This is a genomic window from Paenibacillus maysiensis, assembly GCF_000520815.1.
Classification (GTDB): domain Bacteria; phylum Bacillota; class Bacilli; order Paenibacillales; family Paenibacillaceae; genus Paenibacillus; species Paenibacillus maysiensis.
In genome coordinates, this window is record NZ_ASRY01000121.1 from 1 (window position 1) to 16,546 (window position 16,546).

General features: G+C 41.9%; 16 protein-coding genes, 1 tRNA gene and 3 pseudogenes. 17 read left to right on the forward strand and 3 right to left on the reverse strand.

The window, feature by feature from the left end; all coding sequences use genetic code 11:
• Positions 1-34 precede the first annotated feature (34 nt).
• Positions 35-223, reverse strand: a pseudogene (locus tag L696_RS31825) (YhjD family protein); the annotation flags it as partial.
• Positions 224-443: 220 nt separating this feature from the next.
• Between L696_RS31825 and L696_RS0107790 the strand changes: the two are divergent.
• Positions 444-528: transfer RNA gene (locus L696_RS0107790), tRNA-Leu, on the forward strand.
• A 79-nt stretch (positions 529-607) separates the two neighbouring features.
• On the opposite strand, the gene L696_RS29285 is transcribed toward L696_RS0107790, so the two are convergent.
• On the reverse strand, positions 608-772 hold the full coding sequence (locus L696_RS29285) for a tyrosine-type recombinase/integrase (RefSeq protein ID WP_425339303.1): 165 nt from the start codon (positions 770-772) through the stop codon (positions 608-610).
• Between the two features lie 525 nt (positions 773-1,297).
• On the opposite strand from L696_RS29285, the gene L696_RS0107795 reads away from it, so the two are divergent.
• The 14 genes and pseudogenes from L696_RS0107795 (at position 1,298) to L696_RS29295 (ending at position 14,396) form a co-directional block, all read left to right on the forward strand.
• Positions 1,298-1,738, forward strand: a complete 441-nt coding sequence (locus tag L696_RS0107795; protein WP_025683143.1) for an OsmC family protein — start codon at positions 1,298-1,300, stop codon at positions 1,736-1,738.
• A gap of 57 nt (positions 1,739-1,795) precedes the next feature.
• Entirely contained in the window at positions 1,796-3,763 is a 1,968-nt protein-coding gene (lpdA, locus tag L696_RS0107800; protein WP_162472155.1) for a dihydrolipoyl dehydrogenase, read from the forward strand.
• A 170-nt stretch (positions 3,764-3,933) separates the two neighbouring features.
• Complete coding sequence (locus tag L696_RS0107805) at positions 3,934-4,275, forward strand: MarR family winged helix-turn-helix transcriptional regulator (protein ID WP_081750699.1); 342 nt, start codon at positions 3,934-3,936, stop codon at positions 4,273-4,275.
• A gap of 713 nt (positions 4,276-4,988) precedes the next feature.
• Positions 4,989-5,538: pseudogene (locus L696_RS0107815) on the forward strand (glycosyltransferase); the annotation flags it as partial.
• Positions 5,539-5,859: 321 nt separating this feature from the next.
• Positions 5,860-6,630, forward strand: coding sequence for an SDR family NAD(P)-dependent oxidoreductase (locus tag L696_RS0107825; RefSeq protein ID WP_025683147.1), 771 nt, complete (start codon positions 5,860-5,862; stop codon positions 6,628-6,630).
• A gap of 456 nt (positions 6,631-7,086) precedes the next feature.
• Positions 7,087-7,407 carry a thioredoxin gene (gene trxA, locus L696_RS0107830; protein ID WP_025683148.1) on the forward strand — a complete coding sequence of 107 codons (321 nt, stop codon included), beginning with the start codon at positions 7,087-7,089 and terminating at the stop codon, positions 7,405-7,407.
• Between the two features lie 82 nt (positions 7,408-7,489).
• Complete coding sequence (locus L696_RS0107835) at positions 7,490-8,143, forward strand: ArsR/SmtB family transcription factor (RefSeq protein ID WP_025683149.1); 654 nt, start codon at positions 7,490-7,492, stop codon at positions 8,141-8,143.
• Entirely contained in the window at positions 8,140-9,231 is a 1,092-nt protein-coding gene (locus L696_RS0107840) for a flavin monoamine oxidase family protein (RefSeq protein ID WP_049827308.1), read from the forward strand. Before L696_RS0107835 ends, L696_RS0107840 begins: the two co-directional genes overlap by 4 nt.
• A gap of 183 nt (positions 9,232-9,414) precedes the next feature.
• On the forward strand, positions 9,415-10,341 hold the full coding sequence (gene trxB / locus L696_RS0107845) for a thioredoxin-disulfide reductase (protein ID WP_025683151.1): 927 nt from the start codon (positions 9,415-9,417) through the stop codon (positions 10,339-10,341).
• Between the two features lie 113 nt (positions 10,342-10,454).
• Positions 10,455-10,829 (forward strand): thioredoxin family protein, encoded by a 375-nt coding sequence (locus tag L696_RS0107850; protein WP_025683152.1) that lies wholly within the window; start codon positions 10,455-10,457, stop codon positions 10,827-10,829.
• Between the two features lie 190 nt (positions 10,830-11,019).
• Positions 11,020-11,790, forward strand: a complete 771-nt coding sequence (locus tag L696_RS0107855) for an SDR family NAD(P)-dependent oxidoreductase (RefSeq protein WP_025683153.1) — start codon at positions 11,020-11,022, stop codon at positions 11,788-11,790.
• A 103-nt stretch (positions 11,791-11,893) separates the two neighbouring features.
• Complete coding sequence (locus L696_RS0107860) at positions 11,894-12,472, forward strand: TetR/AcrR family transcriptional regulator (RefSeq protein WP_025683154.1); 579 nt, start codon at positions 11,894-11,896, stop codon at positions 12,470-12,472.
• 214 nt (positions 12,473-12,686) lie between these two features.
• Positions 12,687-12,899: pseudogene (locus L696_RS30300) on the forward strand (family 4 glycosyl hydrolase); the annotation flags it as partial.
• A 151-nt stretch (positions 12,900-13,050) separates the two neighbouring features.
• Positions 13,051-14,396 (forward strand): IS3 family transposase gene (locus L696_RS29295; protein WP_155985338.1). Its coding sequence is split into 2 segments (ribosomal slippage): positions 13,051-13,435 and positions 13,435-14,396, totalling 1,347 coding nucleotides; the frame shifts between segments, so codons are not numbered across the junction.
• Between the two features lie 122 nt (positions 14,397-14,518).
• Here L696_RS29295 and L696_RS0107875 read toward each other — a convergent pair.
• Entirely contained in the window at positions 14,519-15,187 is a 669-nt protein-coding gene (locus L696_RS0107875) for an ArsR/SmtB family transcription factor (protein ID WP_025683157.1), read from the reverse strand.
• A gap of 538 nt (positions 15,188-15,725) precedes the next feature.
• On the opposite strand from L696_RS0107875, the gene L696_RS0107880 reads away from it, so the two are divergent.
• Positions 15,726-16,400, forward strand: a complete 675-nt coding sequence (locus L696_RS0107880) for an SDR family NAD(P)-dependent oxidoreductase (protein WP_025683158.1) — start codon at positions 15,726-15,728, stop codon at positions 16,398-16,400.
• Between the two features lie 32 nt (positions 16,401-16,432).
• On the forward strand, positions 16,433-16,546 hold a 114-nt coding region (locus L696_RS30305; RefSeq protein ID WP_483414261.1), incomplete at its 3' end, for an oxidoreductase.

Below are 16,546 nucleotides of genomic sequence, written 5' to 3' on the forward strand. Positions count from 1 at the left end.
TTCCAAATTATTGAAGTGATTATTGGCAAGTACAGTCAGATAGTAAGATTCCGGTACGATCTATTCCTGCGTTAACCATTTCGACATAAAGATCAGGCGTTTTCAGCATACCGCTTTCTTTAAGAATAAGACTGTCCCGCTCAAATACCTTTTGAATAAAGGTAAGGAGCAGATGATTTTTCACAAGAGACAATTCATTCTGAGTAGTAACTGAAGAGATCATAACCATTCACCGCCTTAGGAAAATGTGATGATAATCCATATTTGACTGAACAAAAAGAACTAGTGTTCTTAGGAACTTATGTTCTTATTTTAGTGTATTATTCCTAATTTATCAAGAGGGAATGAAAATATAAAGTGTTTGACTTCTTCTTATGAGCATGGTATGATCTATCTTGTCGCTAAGAAAGATTGATCTTTCGAGGACAAACGACAACATATATGCGGTCGTGGCGGAATTGGCAGACGCGCACGGTTCAGGTCCGTGTGGGCTAACCCCCCGTGGAGGTTCGAGTCCTCTCGACCGCATTATACCTTAGAGATATGGTTCGTAGTTGCTCAGGCAATTGCGAACCTTTTTATGTTGGTTGCAGACTCAAACTGTTACTCATGACCTAGGCTGAAGTATCTTGGAATGATACTCCAGATGAGCGTAGATGTTGGCCGTTGTCGAATAATGACTGCGGCCGAGCCATTCCTGAATTTCTTTTAGACACACTCCATTTGCCAGTAGCAAGCTGGCACAACTGTGACGGAGATCGTGGAAGCGAATCCGGCGTAGTGCCTTCTTTTCCTAGAAGTGGCCTGCGATCACTGCTCGTTCCTCCTAGATATCGCAGCCCTTTTATATCACCAAAAGATCGCCGCGACTGACATCAAGTATGATCCAAATTATTAAAATAACAGCAAGGTACGGTAAAACACAAATAAGCCATGCGGAAGATTCTTTGCATGGCTTATTTGTGTTTTATTGTTAACGATTAAGATCAAAGCGACGAACTGCCAAAATAAAAGCAAGACAGGTTTTGATGTAACTGCTGAATGCTTTTTCTACTGAATTTATAGCCTCGTTATCCATCTCATAATTTACTATCTCCCCTCTGTGGTGAAATGGGAGCCAAGAAGAAAAAAGGAAACTCTGGGTCAGAAAAAATATAAAATGGAAGTTTAAGTTCAAAGAGAATTCAGACTTTGAGATAATTTTCACTATATCACAATAATATTTACTTAGCTAACTATTGATATTCGACAAAAATCATGTTATTATTTTCACAAACTTAATGAGGAGGTAATATTTATGTTAACTACTTTTAAAGCAACAGCTAAAAAACTACCTGATGGATTGCAAGTTGAAACGAATTCAAGAGGTTTCAAAATCATTATAGACGAACCGGAGGATATGGGTGGAACCAATGTTGGTATGAATCCCGTTGAGGTATTATTGTGTGCACTTGGTGCATGTCAGTCCATTGTAGCTGCTGCATTTGCAGACGCTAATGATTTTAACTACGAAGAATTTTATGTTGAACTTGAAGGAGACTTAGACCCGGATGGCTTCATGGGTTTTGCGGATGTGAGAAGTGGATTCCAAGAAATTCGTTTTGTCATGAATTTCAAAACCAACGAAAGCCAGGAAAAGGCGGAAGCTTTTGCAGACTTTATCGAGAAGACATGTCCTGTTGGGGATTGTCTTGCTAACGGTGTGAAGTTGGTAAAAGCAGGCGTAGTCAGACACTAATACGTTCGCTTGAAGGGGCTCTTTATGTGCCCCTTCAAGTATATAAGGAGCATAACGATGGAAATAAAAATGTCAATGATTCCCGGTGGAAAAAAGGGGAAAGCAGGCAAGGTAAATGTCAAGCTTGGCGACAAGGTATCGGTGGGAGATACCTTGGTAGAGATCGAAACTGGAAAAGGCAATCGATCGATTGAAGCTGCAGAAGAGGGGACTATAAGCAAGATATTATTTGAAGAAGGCAGCGAGATTGCTTCGAATCAAGTTTTATTTGAAGTAGAGCCCATCCTCGAGGAAGTTCCTGCTGCATCATCTGAACAAGAGCCAACTGTTGTGGCACAACTAATAAAAATGTCAATGATTCCCGGTGGAAAAAAAGGGAAAGCAGGAAAGGTAAATGTCAAGCTTGGCGACAAGGTATCGGTGGGAGATACCTTGGTAGAGATCGAAACTGGAAAAGGCAATCGATCGATTGAAGCTGCAGAAGAGGGGACTATAAGCAAGATATTATTTGAAGAAGGCAGCGAGATTGCTTCGAATCAAGTTTTGTTTGAGGTAAATCCGATTCAGGTGGATGCTCCTGCCCAATCATCTAAGCAACAGCCATCAGTTACTACTCAACAAACTCATGCTATAAACACAGACTTGCTTATCATTGGAGCAGGACCAGGAGGTTACGTTTCCGCTATTTATGCAGCGAAAAAAGGGCTTCAGGTAGCGATGATTGAGAAAGAAGAATTAGGGGGGACCTGCTTAAATGTGGGCTGTATCCCTACGAAATCCCTAGTCAAATCTTCTGAAATCTGTCATAGCGTAAAGAATTCCTCTTTGTTTGGTATAAAAACAGGAACTGATCTTCAAGTGGATATGAAGCAGGTTATTCGTCGTAAAGATGAAGTCAAAGAGAAATTGGTCTCCGGCGTTGGTTATTTAATGGAAAAGAACGATGTTCAGGTTGTCCGCGGCCACGCTTCGTTCCTTTCAGCGCATACAGTGAATGTAGCGGGCAAGAATAATTACCATATTTCGGCCAAAAATATCATTGTGGCAACAGGCTCCAAGATTTCCAAGGTGAACATCCCAGGAATTGATCTGCCATTTGTAATGAACAGCACGGAAGCACTCTCCTGCGAAGAGTTGCCAAAGACCATAACTATCATCGGTGGCGGGGTTATCGGTATGGAGTTCGCCTTCATTTACCGTAACCTAGGAGTTGAAGTTCATGTTGTGGAATTTATGGACCGTCTGCTCACGATGCTGGACAGCGATATTTCAGAAGAAATTAAGTATTTGGCTCAGCAGGCAGGGATTCATATTCACACCAACTCCAAAGTATCTAAAATCCAACGTGCTGATGATGGCCAGGCAATTGTAACCTACGAGAATACCGAGGGTGAGCATCTTCTTGTTAGTGAAAAGGTGTTGGTTGCTATTGGGCGCGAGCCTAACCTAGACGGGCTGGATATCGAAAAAGCAGGTATTCAACTGAATGAACGTGGTAAAGGTATTGCCGTTGATAAACAAATGCGTACGAACGTAGAGAATGTGTATGCGATTGGCGATGTCACAAACATTATACAACTTGCCCATGTTGCTTCACATCAGGGTATTACGGCTGTAGATGCCTTGCTTGGTGAATCCCAAGGTATGCACTATTCCGCTGTGCCGAATGTAATCTTTACCTCTCCTGAGATTGCCAGCGTTGGTCTGTTGGAAGATGAATGTAAGGAGCGGGGAATGGACCATCGTGTGAGTAAGGTATCTTTTGCAAGTAACGGAAAGGCGCTAACCATGAATGAACCGGAAGGCTTTATCAAACTGATCAAAGATAATCGCTCCGGAAAGATCGTTGGAGGGTCTATCATTGGTCCCGATGCGTCTTCCCTGATTAGTAGCCTTACTCTTGCGATTGCCAATGGGCTTACCGAACAACAGATTACACAGACGATCTTCGCCCATCCAACTACCGGGGAAGTGATTCATGAAGCTGCGTTCGGGTTAGGAATTGGGGCGTTGCATCAAGGATAAACTGTATCTACGTATCTCGGGAGACTGATCCTGCTGTTATCCTTAATCGTGGAAAGAAAGTTGTTTTCGGTAATCATTGTTTAATTTTAAATGACTGTATTGTCTTTATTGCAAACCGTAGTGCAAAAATATTCGCGGAAGCATTGGAGAAGGAATTTCGGCCGTATAACATGACCAGGAGCCAATGGATTGCGATGTATTACATCTATACTAGTGGATCCATTACTCAGAGGGAACTAGCAGATAAAATGTCTATAAAAGAGCCCAGCGTTGTCAGATTGGTTCAAAAATTAGAATCCGAGGGTTTCTTGCATCGCTCTGGCACCCATGCAGATAAGCGAGTTAAGCAGTTGGGGTTGTCAGATAAGGGAGTACAGATCTATCTCGATTTGCTGCCAGTTGCCGAAAAGTTTAAAGACGATATGATAACCAGTATTTCCGAGGAGGATCTTCAAACTTTTAAAAATCTACTGAGTGTCATGGTTGAAAATGCCTCAAAAGAGAGACTATGAAAAATGCATACAAAATAAAGAATTGGTCAGGTTTGGTGTGCTCTTTCTTACATACTTTATCTGGCCAATCGTCTTTGTTTATTATACATATGCTAGAATCAAGATAAGGAATGTTCATATTTCGAGCAAGTCCGACAGGTCGAGGTATGCAATTTAATGGTTGAACATTGGTGCAATCCACCTATCTATGAAGACACAAAAATATTTATGAAAAATATGGGTCTACCAATCTACTTTGTAACTAATAGTGATGATTTATTTGTTTTGCGAGGCTGTTAAAAATCTTACTTTAGAACCTAATGGTATTTTTACCAGTGAGCAAGCAAAATACTCTAAGCCGAGAAATACGTGAGAATCTATCGGAATAAGAGGTATTTGGTAAAATAGAGATAGTAGACCTATACCAGAAGGTATTATTGCTGCGTCCAATTTTGAAGAAGCAATGTATAAAATACAGAATATGAGTATCATATAAGAATAGAGTATTCGTTTTTGAATTTTCATTATAAACAAAAAAAGACTCCAGTTCACTTTACAGTGGCATGGAGGCTGATATAGCCCCAGTTATACCTTTGCAGAGTTTAGCATGTCCTCTATAATTGTTGACCTCGATTCTTTGTGAAAATTGGCAACAACTTCACCATACTGCTTGCAATTCAAAAATCAGTCTAATACTGCTGTCATATGCGCCTTTGTAACGGCCCAGTGTGAAGCGTACCGTAACGACACTGCACGGAACGGATATTACCGTGCTCGCCAAGGACGATGCAAACAAAGATTTAATCCGTCTGGCCATTAACTCCAGTGATGCCGTGACAGCCGTTTCGAACGATCTGATTCGAGAAACGAGAAAGCTACTGGATATATCGGGTGCACTTTATCGGTAAGCAAGATGAAGTCGCTGATATCATTTCGATCGCGGATTTGATGCTTCTGCCATCCGAGATGGAGAGCTTCGGTTTGGTCGCACTGGAAGCTTTGGCATGCGGTGTCCCGACAGTCGGATCAATTGTCGGAGGAATTCCTGAGCTAATCACGAACGGAGAAACTGGCTATTTGTCTCCAGTTGGCGATACTGATGAGATGGCGGACCACGCCATCCGGCTCCTCCGCGATGAGCGGCTATACACCAAGTTCTGGGAAGCGTGTCTGCACAGGACAAGGACGCAGTTTTGCAATGATCTAATTACAGCTCAATATGAGAGGATTTATTACCGCGTTCTTGGGATCGAGGCTCATATTCCACAGCCAGTATGCGAGTGAGTACTGACGATAGGAATAAGAAAGGGCTGTTCAAGCTTAAGACAGAACCTGCTTTTGACAAATTTAAAATAGACTTGACGTAACCAGAGAATCAGCATTATAATTCAATAAATCAATTGAACAATATAGTAATTGTTTGCTAAGAAGTATTCCAACTTTGCTGCTGTTTAAAGACGGCAAGTTGGTGGATCAAATGATTGGTTTAAATAAACTGTTGCTGATTATTCTTCATCTCCATGCGGTGCTTTTTTGAGCAAACAAACTACCTACTAGTAGGTATAATTCTTTACAAACTAAATTAAAATCGAGGAGAAGACTAAAATGAAATTTGAGAACAAAACGGTTATTGTCACAGGTGGAGGAAGCGGGATCGGAAAAAGAACAGCTCAACGTTTCTTTGAAGAAGGAGCGAATGTAATTATCAATGGCCGCCGCGAAGACGTCCTGAAGAAAGCGGCGTTAGAGATCGACCCATCTGGTAAAAAAGTGCTGGCCGTGGCAGGTGACATCAGTTTACCGGAAACATCGAAAAAATTGGTACAAGTAGCTACTGATGCTTTCGGGGGGATAGATATACTGGTGAACAATACGGGGAAATTTAACCCGACGCCTTTCTTGGACTATACGCAAGATGATTTGCAATCATACCTGGACACCATTGTGAAAGGAACGTTTTATCCTTCTCAAGCCGTCATTCCTGAAATGAAAAAAAGAGGGGGAGGGGCAATCGTTAATACAGGCTCGATGTGGGCTATTCAAGCGGTAGAAGCAACACCTTCGTCTGCATATTCCGCCGCCATGGCAGGACGGCACGCCTTGACTCGGAACTTGGCAATCGAGTTCGCCGGTGATCACATTCGAGTAAATACTGTAGCACCTGCTGTTGTTGAAACACCGATCTACAACACCTTTATGAGTGAAAAGGAAGTAGCTGAAGTGCTCCCGACGTTTAATGAATTTCATCCGATTGGACGGAACGGCACTCCTCAGGATGTAGCGGAAGCCATTTTGTTCCTTGCTAGTGACTCAGCTTCATGGATTACAGGTGTCGTCATGCCAGTAGATGGTGGAGTTACAGCTCGCCTGAGATAATTTGCGCATCCTGGGCCGATCTTTAATGGGTTTATCCTATTTTAATGGATTTTTTGGCTTGTATCGAGAAACATTAGATAACAGATACAAATTATGCTTATGTTCGATGATGGCTGCAAAATTATACTCCTTCCCTTAAGAAATACGTGACGAACTGAATCTTTTTTTTCGTAATTAAGATAGTTGGCTAGAAAATGTACTTGCGGAATGAAGAAGAGTCCTCCGATTCCTGATCACACGCAACAACAAGCAAGGATCGTGGTCGCTTTAGTTCAAGGCGTTTAGTCATTGGCAAGGTCCTTGAGTGATATCGCGTATTTCGATACAGCTGTCGTGAATTTTGTTGCAATTTTAAAATAGGCTTGACGAAGACTATTATTTATATTATAATTCAATTAATTAATTGAACAATTGATTTTAGCGAAAAATAAAATATATTTGGAGGAGATTTTTATTATGAGCGCAACAACATTAACGAAAGAAACATTTCATAACCAAATTCAATCTGGCGTAACTTTGGTTGACTTCTGGGCACCTTGGTGCGGGCCATGCAAAGTTCAGCTTCCGATTGTTGAGGAATTAGCTGATGAGCTGAAGGGACAAGCAACACTTGCCAAAGTCAATGTCGACGAAGAAGGAGAGTTGGCTTCGCAATTTGGCATCAGAAGTATTCCGACTCTGCTTTTGTTTAAAGATGGCCAACTGGTTGATACGATGGTGGGAATTAACCAAAAGCACGTACTCAAAGAAAAAATCGTAAAGCTCGCTAGTAATTAAACTGGATTGAATAGAATGAAATCGGCAATGCTTTGAATAAGTAATTGCCGATTTTCAATGGAAATGGAAAAGGGGGGATCTTATGAACCACTCACATTCAGAACCATCCATTAAAGAAAGACTGTATCAGCAATATGCTCGCATTGGAAAAAGTTTGTCCAGTGATAAGCGACTTGAAATCATGGATTTGCTTACGAACGGCCCTAAATCTGTCGATAGTTTAGCTCAACAGACCGGTATGAGTGTTGCCAACGTATCGCGGCATCTTCAAATCTTGTTGGATTCACGACTGGTGAAATTCAGAAAAGAGGGAACCTACGCAATCTATAGCCTAGAAGATCCTGTAGTGAACGAGTTTTTAATTGTCTTATGGAAGCTCTGTGAGAATCGGCTTTCCGAAATACCTCGTATTAAAGAAGACCTGCTACATCAATATAAAGGTATTCAGACGATTTCTAAAGAAGAGTTACTTAAGAGAATGGTCGCAAACACGATTATTGTGTTGGATCTTCGTCCTAAAGACGAATATGAGGCGGGGCATATTGAAGGCGCAATATCGGTACCGATGGAAGAACTCGATGCATACCTTCAAACGCTGCCACAGCATGTAGAGCTTGCAGCTTATTGTAGAGGCCCCTATTGTGTGAATACAACGGAGGCCGTGGAACGTATACAGCAAAAGGGATTTACTGCTTACCGGATCGACGAAGGGGTGCAGGAGTGGAATTTCAAATGAATGGTAATGACCCAGTGATTATTGTTGGTGCAGGGCTAAGCGGGCTTCGTGCCGCATCCTTGCTTAATGAACAAGGTGTCAAGTGTATCATATTAGAGGCTAGAGATCGTATCGGTGGAAGAGTCTTGAGTAACGAGGTAGCCGACAGGCCAGATCTCGGCAGATTCGATTTAGGACCGACATGGTTCTGGCCGCGTTATGAGCGGACGATCACCAAACTGGTTGAGGAACTTGATTTAAAGACATTTGAGCAATATAGCGCGGGACGTATGCTTTCTGAGCGATCCCCAAACGAACCCGCACAGCAACACATTCTGCCTGAAGGAGCAATGGAAAGATCGCTCCGGTTTGTTGGAGGAGTTCAGTCCCTCATCGACCGGATTGCCGCCACGCTACCTCCAGAGACGATCCGGCTTCATACGCGAGTGACTGCGATTCTTCAGGAGGAAAATGGAATGTTTAGTCTGGAAGCTAACGGCGAACGTATTCGTGCGAGTGCAATCATAATCACACTGCCACCCCGGATCGTTGCGCAAAACGTTACTTTTAGGCCTGAACTTCCTCCTGCTCTAAGAGCTAACTTAATTAACAAACCTACATGGATGGCGGGACAGGCTAAAGCCGTTGCAATTTATGATCGTCCATTTTGGCGTGAACAAGGACTTTCTGGCTTCGTGTCGAGCTGGGCAGGCCCTTTGCAGGAAATCCATGATGCATCCCCTGATACAGGCGCAGGTGCACTTTTTGGTTTCTTTGGAATACCAGCAAAAACTCGTCAAGATCTTGGGGAAGAAAAAATCCTCGAACTCGTCGTGGAACAGTTGACCCGACTCTTCGGACCGTCTGCGGAAAATGTGCGCGCACTTCTATATAAGGATTGGTCCAGTGATGCAGCAACGGCTGTTGAAGAAGATGCGGAACCACTACGCGACTACCCAAGTTATGGTCCTATAACCGCCAATAGTTGGGGAGAGAAAATCTATTTTGCTGGCACTGAAACTGCTTATGAGCAGGGAGGGCACCTGGAAGGTGCGCTTCGATCAGCGGAGCGAGCAGTGGCTGAACTCATGAAACATTATAGTCGATAATATGATCGATTCCATACGATCGCCTCGCTAAAAGCATAGTCCGATATGACTGTGTTTTTTTACGCACACATGGAATGAGTCATAGAAAGAAATTTTATCTTGACGAACGGGACATTTAGCACTATAATTCAATTATTCAATTGAATACAGAAATATAACACAATATAAATGGAGGAATTGAACATGTATAAATCGGTTATCATAGGAACAGGCCCCGCAGGACTGACTGCAGCTATCTACTTGGCGCGTGCTAATATGAACCCTCTTGTTATTGAAGGACCTGAGCCTGGCGGGCAATTAACGACAACGACGGAAATTGAAAATTACCCTGGATTTCCAGAAGGTATTCTAGGTCCTGAATTGATGGACAATATGCGAAAACAAGCGGAACGGTTTGGAGCTGAATTTTATACCGGTTGGGTAAATCAAGTGGATCTGTCTAAACGGCCCTTTACATTGCATGTGGAAGGGAAGGGTGAGATCGTAACCGAAACGCTCGTTATTTCTACTGGAGCGAGTGCCAAGTACCTGGGAATTCCTAACGAACAAGAGAATATCGGTCGTGGTGTCAGCACGTGTGCGACATGTGACGGGTTCTTTTTCCGGAATAAAGAATTGATTGTAGTCGGTGGAGGTGACACCGCGCTGGAAGAAGCGAACTTCTTGACACGCTTTGCTTCCAAAGTCATCTTGGTTCATCGGCGTGACGAACTGAGAGCTTCAAAGATCATGCAAGACCGAGCAAGAGCTAACGAAAAAATCGAATGGGCACTCAACAAGGCCCCGCTTGAAGTCATTACTGACGATCATGGAGTAACCGGATTGAAAGTCCGGGATAATGCAACGGGGAATGAGGAAGTCATTCAGGCCAATGGGGTGTTTGTAGCCATTGGGCACCATCCGAACACCGACTTTCTGAAGGGACAAATTACTACGGATGCGAATGGCTATATTCTGACGACTCCAGGTACGACTGAAACAAATATACCCGGCGTATTCGCTTGCGGTGACGTACAGGATAGTCATTATCGCCAAGCCATCACGGCTGCAGGCAGTGGCGCTATGGCGGCCATCGATAGTGAAAAATTTCTAGAGTCCAAGGGACACTAAAGAGCATTTACTTGGTGTGTTGGCAACGCTCATTCAGTTGATTCGTTCATCACGACAAAACAAAAGGGTAAAATAATGTGATTGAAAAATCGATTATCTAGGGGGTGGAGGATATGAAAGAGGTTCACGAATTAACTTCGCTTGATAGTATTGAAGCGTTTATGGAGAAGAATACATGGGCTTTCCTCTATATATCTAGACCAGAGTGTAGTGTTTGTCACTCCATCTTACCCAAGTTAAGAGATCTTCTTGAGCATTATCCGCAGATCCAACTGGGTCATATCAATGCCAATCAGGTTGAAGCGGTAGCGGCAAGATTTTTGGTTTTTACAGTTCCTACGATGCTTTTGATGATTGAAAGCAAAGAATATCTCAGAGCCGATCGTTTTGTACGCTTTGAGCAGTTGAAAGAACAAATTGACAAAATGTATCCAATCGTTTCACAAGAAGATGAAGCCATAATAAGCTTTGGGCAGCTCTCTTTATGAGCACTGCTCTTCTTGATTTGAGAGACTAAAAAAACGGTTTCCTTTTTTGTCCCATAAAACTTGTGATCGATAACTATGAGGAAAATAATAAACTCATTTGACATTCTACCAACTAGTAGGTAGAATTAAATCAATCGGATAGATAGCCAGAGTAGAAATGAATCATAAATGGATAAAGGAGATGTCAGTAATGAAATTTGAAAACAAAACAGTGATTGTAACAGGTGGAGGAACGGGCATTGGGAAGAAAACGGCACAACGATTCTTTGAAGAAGGGGCCAATGTAATTATCAACGGTCGTCGAGAGGATGTATTAACACAAACGGCATTGGAAATTGATCCATCAGGGAAGCGAGTACTGGCTGTAACCGGTGATATCAGTCTGCCTGAAACCTCGAAAAAACTGGTTCATACCGCTGTTGAAGCATTTGGAGGAATTGATGTTCTGGTAAATAACACAGGTAAATTTGTTCCAACGCCTGTGCTTGAACATACACCAGAAGATTTGCAATCCTACCTGGACACCATTGTGAAGGGGACGTTCTATCCTTCTCAAGCTGTCATTCCTGAAATGAAGAAAAGAGGGGGAGGGGCCATCGTAAATACAGGTTCGATGTGGGCAATACAAGCGGTGGAATCAACACCTTCAGCTGCGTACTCAGCTGCAATGGCCGGACGTCATGCTTTGACTCGAAATTTGGCGGTAGAACTCGCTGGGGATCAGATTCGAGTGAACGCAGTAGCACCTGCTGTAGTTGAAACACCAATCTACAACAGCTTTATGACAGAAAAAGAAGTTGCTGAAGTACTACCAACCTTTAATGCATTCCATCCGATTGGACGTAATGGAACTCCAGCAGATGTGGCTGAAGCAATTCTGTTTTTAGCAAGTGACTCAGCTTCATGGATCACTGGGGTTGTTCTTCCTCTGGATGGCGGGGTTACTGCCCGCCTTAGATAATATATTATTTCGGGTCAACCACTTCAGTGGTTGACCTTTTCTTTCAAATGTAAAAGGAGGATAACACCTTGACAGTGTTTTTACTGAATGGTAAATTTCATTTATGAATACGAAGAAAAATACATCACAAGACATTATGGATATCGGACTCACATTAGTCCAGGAACGAGGCTATAACGGTTTTAGTTATGCGGATATCGCAGAAGCTATAGGTATTCGCAAAGCTAGCATACATTATCACTTTCCTTCCAAACAAGATCTCGTACAAACTGTCCTTATCCAATATCGCAAAGATTTTATGGATAAACTGCAGCAAATTAGTAATGGGCCTTATGGCTGGTCTCGAAAAATCGAGCTCTTTTTTGCTTTGTACCGCGAAACATTGGAGAATAGCACCAAACTTTGTTTATGCTCGATGATGGCAGCTGAATTAAATTCATTTCCAGTGGAAATCCGCAATCAACTGAATCTTTTCTTTGACGCGAACACAGCTTGGCTTGAAAATGTACTCGGTCAAGGAAAAAAATCTGGAGAGTTCACTTTTTCTGGTGGTTCTCTGGAACAGGCAAAAGCACTAATTGCTTTTGTTCAAGGTGCCCAGTTGTTGTCTAGATCATCTGGTGATATAGGGTACTACGACTCCATTGTGAAGAATTACATGACGATTTTACGACCAATTTAATTCTAAATATTTACAGTGATAATCAAACTAATATGACGTGTAACAGCGCTTGAAACCACTTGTTCGAGATGAACAGGTGGTTCTTATTTTGTTTCCTACTTATGTTGAATTTCGCTCTATTAATGTGTATTCTAGCGCATTCGGTCTATCGTTGGTGTTATTCAACCTATTTTCCAAAATGATAAAAGCGGTCGGATCATTCTCAACCACATAACGGGGATTGCAACAAATAATGAAATCTATGGAGGAATTGACCATCGAAAGCTGCAGTTACTGGTGATTATGCTACAGCATTACATACTTTTACAATAAACCCACTTGTACAAAGTGGTGATGTGGCTAAAGCGCTGTTGGTGAGCTTCTTGAGGCACATAAACAGTATTTACCTCAATTCCATCAAAATAAAACGATTACACGCCCCAGGTAGATCAGATCGCTTTATCTTTTTGATCACAAAAAGACTTTCAGAGCCGGCAAGTGAACTGTGACCCGAAAGATGGACACTTTGAAAAAAAAGTGACCTCTCTCGGGTCTCTTTGCGTTTATAATCGATATACATGAAAGGTTGGAGATACAAAATGGGGAACCGTTGGTCTACCGGTGAACAAAGGTTTAGTGAAAGTCAGATCCGCCAGATGGAGGATCATGCTAACGTATTGCATATTACAGAGCGTTCTATTGCTTACCAACCCACATTCAAGTTGGCAGCTCTAAAGGCCTATCAGGAGGGGAAAACTCCTGCGGACATCTTCAGGGAGGCAGGATTCAACTTAGATATGATCGGACGGGAGAATCCGAATAGATGCTTAAAACGTTGGAGAAAAACCTTGGCTTCTCAAGGTGAAGCAGGTCTTCTGGAAGAGCAACGAGGAAAAGGCAGCACGGGAAGGCCCGCAGCAGAGCAGTCGATGGAGAAGAAGCTTGCACAAGCTGAGGCACGTATAAAGCTTCTGGAAGCGGAGAACGACTTCCTAAAAAAGCTCGAGGCGCTCGAGAGACAAGCCCAGCAGAACCAACGCTGACACCCTCTGAGCGCTTCGAACTCATTAATCGTACCATCCGTAAGCATCAACTTGAGAAGATGACTCATCATCTTTGTAAGATGGCGAATGTCAGTAAAAGCGGGTACTACCGGTGGTTAGCCGCTGAACAAGCACGACAGCTTAGAGAAGAAGCGGACGAACAGGATCTGTTACTCATCAGGGAACATTTTGAAAAACGTAATGGGAAAGTGGGAGCACTTGTTTTAAAAATGTGCTTGGAGCATAAGAGTGGCGTCATCATGAATCATAAGAAAATTCGCCGTATCATGCGTAAATACGAATTAGTGGCCAAGATACGACAGGCCAATCCGTACCGTAAGCTTGCAAAGGCCACACAAGAGCACCAGACACTCCCTAATCACCTTAAACGTCAGTTTGACCAGGGCGAGCCGGAGAAAGTCTTTCTCACAGACATCACATGCATGCACTATGGTCAGGGGCAATGCGCGTATTTGTCCTGTGTAAAGGACGGTGCAAGCAAACAGATTCTTGCTCATTATGTATCCTCGTCCTTAGAAATGACGATCGTAGATCGAACCTTGGACAGGTTGATTCAACGACTGGATGGCAACATTCACCCCGAAGCCATCATCCATTCTGACCAAGGTTTTCACTACACGAATCCGAGGTTCCAAGCTCGAGTTAAAGAGATAGGCTTCCAGCAGTCCATGTCGCGAAAGAGCAACTGCTGGGACAATGCCTCCATGGAGTCTTTCTTCGGTCATATGAAGGATGAACTCGAGTATAGGGACAGCGTTACTTTCCAGGAGTTACGGGCACGTATTAATGAATACATGGATTACTACAACACCGATCGGTATCAATGGACATTAAAAAAGATGACTCCTGATGAATACAGGAACCATCTATTAACAGCATAATCTAACTCTTTTCTTTTATGTGTCCACAAATAGGGTCACAGTTCAAAGATCAGCCTTGAAGTCTTTTTTATAAAGGCTATTTATTTAACTGTTAGCTACGAAGCGGACAAGAAAAACTGACTTTAATTTAAATGAAAATGTTTCTGCCACTCATTCAAGCCCTCTTCTATACGATAAGCTGTAAATCCTTCTTCTTGCAATTTTTGAGCTGCTAGCGCTGAATATGCACAAAGCGGACCTCTACAGTAAGCAATAATTTCTGCACCCTTTGGCAATTCGCGTAAAGATGCTTCTAGCTCTTCCATTGGTATCGAAATCGCTCCAGCAATATGCCCCATATCAAATTCTTCTTTAGGTCGTAAATCTACAAGTAGTATGGAATCTGCATTGAGTTTTTGCATAACCTCATCCATTGTAAGAGTTTGAATGTCATCGAGGTTATTTGCGAAATCATCCTTCATTCTTCCAATATCAGGGAGTTGTTTTTCGCTGATTCGCCACAGAGACGCGAGAAAATCAATAATTTCAGGATCTGCCAGTGAGTAGATGACGTATGTCCCTTTTTTTGTAAATTTAACTAGCTTTGCATCCAGTAAAATTTGTAGGTGACGTGATACGTTTGCGACATTCATGTCTGTACAAGTAGCTAAGTTCTCAACAGTTTTAGATCCCTGTGATAACACATTCATAATTTCCAGACGCTTGTCACTAGACAAACATTTACCGATTCTAGCCAACTGTTTATAGAGATCTTCCTTAAATAACTTCGCAGAGTTCAATAATTCTTCCATGATTCTCAACCTCAATTCTCTTCCTATTTATAACCCCTATGTTCAGGATAGGGTAATGAGTAATGTTAATCAATTGATTAATAAAATTTTATCATGTCCCTGATTGTAGTCAAGTGAAAATAATATAAATTGATAAATTTTATAGGAATAGTATTTATTTTGAGCATATAAATAAATTTATACGTACTATTTAATGGAAATCTAATCACTTCTGAAAAGGAGCTAATGACGTGGAAAAAATATACGATTAATGAACACAAGAAAGGAAACCTTGATATATCAAAAAAACTTGACTGATTTGATGAATTGGATTATTATTCAATTTATAAATTGAATAATAAAACGAGATCAATTTATTTTAAAGTCCAGTACAACATTGTCCTGCTAGCGTTAGTACATTGACAATAGTGGTCAATGCCTTTCAATTACCTACTCGTAGTTAATTAAAAGCAGTGAATGGTGGAACAAAGTCAGTCTAAATGTCACTAAAATTTGTACTAACATTGTGGACTATGTCTTAACAAGAGGAGATTATTAAATGAAAACAATGGTTATAATTGGTGCTGGGCCTGGTCTTGGTTTCTCGCTGGCTAAGACTTTTGGAAAGCACGGATTCCGTATTGCTATGGTTTCAAGAACTCAGGAGAAGCTTGATCAATATGCGGAGCAGCTGAACAAGCTGGGAATTGAAGCTCAAGGATTTGCAGCTGATATTACCAACAAAACGCAGCTAACAAAGGCATTTGGACAAATTAGAAATACATTTGGCACAATAGATGTCTTGGAGTTTAGTCCCCATAATGGAAATACCTCTGTAACACCTGTTCTGGATACGACAGAAGAGAGCGTTACCGAAATCTTCAACAATGTGGTTATCGGAGCCATCAATTCTGCAAGACAAGTCATTCCAGAAATGACTGAACGAGGTCAAGGAGCACTTCTTTTTACAAGCGATCTTTCAGCAATGAGTCCCAGCCATATGTTCGGAAATTCAGGTATAGCCATGTCAGGATTGCGAAACTATATCCTTAATTTGCACGAACGTTTGCAGTCTAAGGGGGTATATGTTGGCCATTTATCCATTAGTCCTTTGGTCAAAAAGGGTACAGGTTTTGATCCAGATCAGGTAGCGGAGGCTTGGTACAGTCTATATGAGAAAAAAACAGAGGCAGAAGAAACATTCCCTAAAGGGATAATGCAAATTTTGAATTAATTTCTCTTTAAATAAAACTTGGAGGTTTTTTTATGAATAATTCTCAATCTATTGCAGCTCTTTTTAAACCATTCGAAATGGGAAATCTCAAACTATCTAATCGTATTGTGATGGCACCTATGACTCGAAATTTTTCTCCAAATGGA